Raw genomic sequence first — 6,663 nt, 5'->3', positions numbered from 1 at the left:
TGTCCACTTTTTATTCTAACTTCATTTGTTCCGTTATTTGTGACAAAAGTGCTGTTTTTAGGGTGCCCGCGGACATCTATTCCGCTATTCATCGAAAATAATGCTAATTTAAGCAAAAAGCAACTGAATAAGGCATTCAAAGTCCGCTAACACCGAAAAACGGTTGTAATTCCGTTAAATAACGCATTCAATGTCCGCTCAACAAACGTTAGCATCGATTTAAATTAACTAGGCAGATTGGATTGTTTCGTTATTCAATAAAAAACAGAAATTTCACCCCCCTATCAGAAAGATGTCTCCTATTCTTTCTGAGACTTATTCACTACACTTTAGGTAAGCGTATACAAACTAAAGAGAGGTGAGACGGGTGTCAGACTATATATTAGAGCTTTGTGATATCACCAAGGAATTTCCAGGTGTGAAAGCTTTAGATAAAGTATCTTTTCAATTAAAAAAAGGAGAAATCCACGCACTAATGGGAGAAAACGGTGCAGGGAAATCAACTTTTATAAAGGTCATTACCGGGATACATCAACCAAACGAAGGAGAGATTTACCTGCACGACGAGAAAATCGAGATTAATGGTCCAAAAGTAGCGCAAAGCTTAGGAATAGCAGCAATTTATCAACATGTTACCAACTATCCAGATTTAAGCATTACGGAGAATATATATATGGGACACAAAAAAATTAATCCGATAACCCGCATGATTAAATGGAAAGAAATGCACGCAGATGCAAAAGCATTGCTAGAAAGCTTAGGCTCTGATTTAGATCCCAAAACAGAGATGGGAGCACTAAGTGTAGCACAGCAACAAATTGTAGAAATTGCAAAGGCACTATCTGCAAATGCCAAAATTATTATCATGGATGAACCGACTGCTGCTTTAACCCATCGCGAGAGTGAAGAATTATACACGATTACCGAAAAACTAAGAGATGAGGGTGTTTCGATTATATTTATCTCCCATCGCTTTGAAGACATGTATCGATTAGCTGATCGTGTAACTGTTTTTCGAGACTCGCAATATATCGGCACGTGGAATGTAGATGAGATTCACAATGAAGATCTGATTGTAGCGATGGTTGGTCGCGAGATTAAGCAGCTATTTCCAGATAAACAAGCTGAAATCGGAGAAGAGATATTGAGAGTGAAAGGATTAGGGCAAATTGGTAGATTTAAAGATATTTCTTTTTCATTACGAAAAGGAGAAATTCTGGGATTAACAGGTTTAGTAGGAGCAGGAAGAAGTGAATTATGCCAATCCATTTTTGGAATAGAGCCTTATGATGAAGGTGAGATCATTTTTGATGGAACAAAGGTGAAGATTGACCATCCATCTAAAGCGATGTACTTAGGAATTGGCTACTTACCAGAAGACCGACAAGCACAGAGTCTTGTTCTACAGTGGTCGATTAAACAAAATATTACGTTAGCATCTTTAATGGAGCTGTCTAATAATGGCTGGTTAAACGAACAAAAAGAGCGTAAAGTATCGAAAGAACTAGCAGAAAAAGTAAACGTGAAAACTCCAAGTGTCTTCCAATTAGCCAGTTCTTTATCTGGTGGTAATCAACAAAAAGTATCAGTTGCCAAATTATTAACCACTGATTTAAAGGTAATCATTTTTGACGAACCTACCAAAGGTGTTGATATTGGTGCCAAATCCGCTATTTATCAAATCATCGTTGACTTAGCTAAGCAAGGATATGGCATTATTATAGTTTCATCTGAAATGCCTGAGGTGCTTGGCTTGAGTGACCGAATTGCGGTCATGTGTGAAGGAAGACTGACAAGTATTATGAATCGAAAGGAAGCAGGTCAAGAAGCGATATTAGAAGCAGCCATGTCCAAAGATAAAATCGTAGTGAGCCAGGAGGTGACAGGGTAATGCTACAACAGTTAAATTTAGAGAAAGTCTCAAAATTTCGTGAAGTAGGCTTATTAGGCTTCATTATTATTTTAGTGCTTGTCATTCAGCTATTGAATCCTGCATTTCTGACAATAGGTAACCTGAGAGATTTATTGACAAATACAGCTATTCTCAGCATTTTAGCACTTGGCATGATGCTTGTTCTAATCACCCGGGGCATTGATCTTTCAATAGGGGCAACCCTTGCACTTTCTGGTATGATTACCGCCTTGACGGTTAGCTCTGTTCCTGGGTTAAATCCCATTTTAGCTATTTTATTAGGAATTGTAGTGGGATGTTTTTGTGGTGTTATGCTTGGTTTACTAGTTTCGAAAATAGGAATCCTGCCGATTATTGCTTCGCTTGGTTTAATGAATGTTTTCCGCGGATTGACATTCTGGACAAGTGGTGGCGAATGGGTAAGTGCATACCAAATGCCAGATTCCTTTAAAAATATAGCCACCAGTTCCATATTAGGTATTAATACGCTAGTGTTTATTGCTATTCTTACCTTTCTATTTTTCTATTATTTTGTTAATACGACGATTACGGGAAGGCAGATATATGCAGTCGGAAGTAACCCGGATTCCGCTAGTGTAAGTGGTATTAATCAGACGAAGATTTTAATGCTTGTTTATACGATGATGGGTGGGTTATCTGGATTAGCAGGTGTTTTATGGGTTTCTAAATATGCATCTGCTCAAGGTGATACAGCTTCAGGCTATGAGTTAACCGTAATTGCTGCATGTATTTTGGGTGGTGTCAGTATTGCAGGTGGGGTTGGCAAAGTAACAGGAGTTCTCTTAGGTGCCTTGCTGTTAGGGGTGTTAAGTAATGGTTTGCCATTAATCAATGTTTCTCCATTTTGGCAGATGGGAATTGAAGGCGCTATCATCATGGTAGCAGTTCTATTTAATACCAATATCCGTGAATTTATCGAAAGAAATAATCGTCTCAGGAGGGAGATTTAGCAATGGTAACTAGAACGATAGAAAATAGCCAACCTTTTTCTTGGAAACGACTTTTCTTGCAATGGGAATGGATGTTAGTTCTGCTAATTATCGCTATTTTCATGATGAATAGCTCGATTTCTCCCTATTTTCTCAATTACACGAGTGTAACGGATGCGACGATGACGTTTTTAGATAAAGCATTTATTGTCTTTCCAATGGTCATGATTATGTTAATGAGGGAAATTGATATTTCTGTTGGCTCGACAGTTGCCTTATCATCTGTTGTGATGGCAACAGCATATAATGCCGGCTTACCAATGATTTTAGCGTTGGTGTTATGTTTAGTTGTCGGAGCATTATGTGGATTTTTAAATGGTTTCCTGCTAGTGAAATATCGTGAACTATCCGCAGTGATCGTGACCTTATCGACGATGATTTTGTATCGCGGTATTGCTTACATGATTTTAGAAGATCAGTCAGCAGGTGATTTCCCTACTTGGTTTTCTTTTTTCGGGTGGGGCTATATTGGAACGATACCGTTTATCTTAATCCTGTTTATTGCGCTTGCTATTTTGTTTGTCTTAATTCAGCAAAAGACAGTGTTTGGCAGACAAATATACGCAATCGGGAGTAATCCAACTGCGGCACGGTTCGCTGGAGTGAAGGTAGATCGTATTAAACTGATCGTCTTTACGTTGGCTGGTGTAATGGCGGCGATAACAGCTATTTTTCTAACAGCGAGAATGGGCAGTACCAGACCTAATGTCGCCAATATGTATGAATTGGATGTAATTGCAATGGTTGCTTTAGGAGGGATTAGTACAGCAGGTGGTAAAGGGAGAATGTTAGGTGCAATACTTGCAGTGTTTGTTATTGGGTATTTGCAATACGGTCTTGGGTTAATTAACATCCCGGCACAAGCATTATTAGTCATCATTGGCTTGTTATTAATTATTTCGGTAACGATTACTAACTTACGAGTTAAGAAGAGAAAATAGCGGGTTAAACAGTCATATTACTGTTAATCATAAAATGTTAAAAAAGGGGAGAAAAAGGTATGAAAAAGAAATGGTTGGTACATTTATTAGCTGTACTTTTATTTGGGCTGCTTGTTGCTTGTGGTGGAGGCGAAGAAAGCGGTGGTGACAACACAGGGTCAGAAAGCTCAAACGAAAATGGAACCGAAGAAACTGCCGGTAATGGAGATGGCGAACAAAAGAGACACGCATTTGTCTTCAAAAATACTGGTAACCCATACGGTGAGAAAATAATGGAAGGTTTTGAAACGGCAATCGATGAAACAGGTGGTGAAGCGATTCTTCGTTCACCGGATCAGCCGACAGTAGAAGGTCAAATCCAAATAATCGAGGAATTAATTGCACAACAAGTAGACAGTATTTCTGTTTCTGCCAATGATTATGATGGATTACAACCTGTCTTGACGAAAGCGATGAACCAAGGGATTAAAGTCCTTTCAGCAGATTCAGCCGTAAATGGTGACTCTCGAACCGTTCACATTAATCAAGCAGACCCTGAAGCAATTGGTCGTACCCTTGTGCAAGCAGTTGCAGAAATGATGGAAAATGAAGGGCAATTTGCGATCTTAAGTGCAACTTCTCAAGCATCTAACCAAAATCTGTGGATCGAGTGGATGGAGACAGAATTAGAAAGTGAAGAATATGCAGATATTGAGTTGGTTGAAGTGGCTTATGGTGATGACTTAAGAGATAAAAGTGTATCGGAAACAGAAGCATTACTTCAATCATATCCAGATTTAAAAGCAATTGTGGCACCAACAACGGTAGGTATTGCAGCAGCATCCAAGGTTATTACAGATAAAGAGCTTCAAGGAGAAGTACTTGTAACTGGATTAGGTTTACCTAGTGAAATGGCAGAATACATTTCTAATGGGGTGAGTCCATGGATGTACCTTTGGAATCCACTTGATGTTGGTTATCTAACCGGTAATGCAGCTAATGCATTAGTGGAAGAAGAGATTACTGGTGAAGTAGGTGAAACTTTCGAAGCAGGCGAACTGGAAGGGGAATTTGAAGTAACAGAAAGTGACGACGGTGTCGAAATTCTTTTAGGAGATCCATTCAAGTTTGATCCAGATAATATTGATAAATGGAAAGATATATATTAACTGGTTGGAAAGGGTGGGATCAACTCCCGCTCTTTCTAGCACAATGATAGGGGCAACTACGGATCTAAAGCCGTGTTTTTCTTTACGTAAAGTTTTTGAAAAAATGTATTGATTCTCTTTTGCTAAAGATTGACATTTGCTTAAAGTTACACTTGTGGGGAGGGTTGAAAAGAGAGATTCGGACTGCAGAAAACCTACTAGTCTTAGGCTTGAGTTTAATTCTCGTTTTTATAATTGTTCAAAATCTAGTTCCGTTTGGTCCACTTAATGATGTTGAAGCTATGCTATCTCGGCGGATCGTAGTTTCAATAAAATATTGACTGTTAACTTAATAGGTGCTGTCCAAATTTTAATCTAGTTTAAGATTAAAAATCATCTCGCATAAATAAATGTGGGATGATTTTTTGTTTACATAATCGAAAAGTGGCCATAAAGTGCTCGGAAGTGGCCATATAATCGCGAAAAGTGACCATAAAACTCCCAAAAGTGGCCATAAAATTTTAATTCATCCAAATTCACAACTGCTTTTTTCTAAAAAAAATTACTGTTCTAATGTACAGAAACACGAGCCTCATTTATGCTCGTGTGTTGTTGTCAGTTTATTGTTAAAGAATGCGTAAATTTTGGGTATTTGACCAAGAAACTAGGAAACTTTACCCTGCGATAAAGAATATTTTATTTGCCGATTGGTGAGTCGTACTAAGCTTTTCACAAATACTCCTGTCATTGTACTTTTTTTCATAACAGATACTAATTATAGTAGATTCATTTTCGTAGATTTAGTAAAATGATAAAAAATAGTCATGAGGTGTTTTTATGGTACATAACTCTCCAGAAGTTGAAGAAGCTATTAAATATATCAAGGCAAATTTACATGAAGAAATCACACTTCAACAAGTAGCAAAGCATGTTGCTTATAGTCCCTATCACTTCTCTAGAATATTCAAAGATCAAATCGGTTTGCCGCCACACTACTATTTATCTGCACTTCGACTACAAAGAGCTAAAGAACTACTGATCCATACAGATTTAACGATAAGGGATATAGGAATGGAGATTGGGCAACATAGCCTTGGGACTTTTACTACCCGATTTACACAAAAGGTAGGAGTGTCACCCTCTGTTTTTCGTCAATCGGAATCGAGTGTCACGCAACACCTTCAACAAATTCAATTAAAACGTACTAAAGCTTTTAATCACTATAGAAATATTTCTCAAACTGTTCGAGGAAAGATTACATCCCCATCAGAGATAAATGGTATTATATTATTAGGTTTATTTTCTAAGCCGATCCCGGAAGGTCTGCCTTTGTACGGGACTATTCTTGAAACAGAAGGGGAGTTTGCATTTGAAAATGTGAAGGCAGGTACCTATTATTTACTTTCTACAACGGTGAATACCGGAATGAATAGTTCTGAAATATTATTAACAGAGTCGACACTTAGAGCAAAACTAGAAGAGCCTGTAAATGTTCAACCTCATCAAGAAACGCCACAACTAAACGTCACCTTACGCCCACCAAGAATAGATGACCCACCAGTTCTTATTTCAATAGCTGTATTAATGCAGCAGTATATATCATCCAATATAGGAATAGGTGATGGCAATATATAAGAAACTAACAGCTAAATCTTGAGCCATTTGGAAGACTT

5 protein-coding genes are annotated in these 6,663 nt (G+C 38.0%); all 5 read left to right on the top strand.

The window, feature by feature from the left end:
- Positions 1 to 367 precede the first annotated feature (367 nt).
- The 5 genes from J5J03_RS22265 (at position 368) to J5J03_RS15165 (ending at position 6,625) form a co-directional block, all read left to right on the top strand.
- Positions 368 to 1,891 (top strand): sugar ABC transporter ATP-binding protein, encoded by a 1,524-nt coding sequence (locus J5J03_RS22265; RefSeq protein WP_208590648.1) that lies wholly within the window; start codon positions 368 to 370, stop codon positions 1,889 to 1,891.
- Complete coding sequence (locus tag J5J03_RS15180; RefSeq protein ID WP_208590646.1) at positions 1,891 to 2,883, top strand: ABC transporter permease; 993 nt, start codon at positions 1,891 to 1,893, stop codon at positions 2,881 to 2,883. Before J5J03_RS22265 ends, J5J03_RS15180 begins: the two co-directional genes overlap by 1 nt.
- 2 nt (positions 2,884 to 2,885) lie before the next feature.
- Complete coding sequence (locus tag J5J03_RS15175; RefSeq protein WP_208590645.1) at positions 2,886 to 3,863, top strand: ABC transporter permease; 978 nt, start codon at positions 2,886 to 2,888, stop codon at positions 3,861 to 3,863.
- A gap of 59 nt (positions 3,864 to 3,922) precedes the next feature.
- Positions 3,923 to 5,011 carry a rhamnose ABC transporter substrate-binding protein gene (gene rhaS / locus J5J03_RS15170; protein WP_208590644.1) on the top strand — a complete coding sequence of 363 codons (1,089 nt, stop codon included), beginning with the start codon at positions 3,923 to 3,925 and terminating at the stop codon, positions 5,009 to 5,011.
- 816 nt (positions 5,012 to 5,827) lie between these two features.
- A complete protein-coding gene (locus tag J5J03_RS15165) occupies positions 5,828 to 6,625 on the top strand; it encodes a helix-turn-helix domain-containing protein (RefSeq protein WP_208590643.1) in 798 nt (265 codons plus the stop codon).
- Positions 6,626 to 6,663 lie beyond the last annotated feature (38 nt).

The sequence above is a fragment of the Gracilibacillus suaedae genome (assembly GCF_017599345.1).
GTDB lineage: Bacteria > Bacillota > Bacilli > Bacillales > Amphibacillaceae > Gracilibacillus > Gracilibacillus suaedae.
This window is presented reverse-complemented; position numbering and strand designations above follow the sequence as displayed.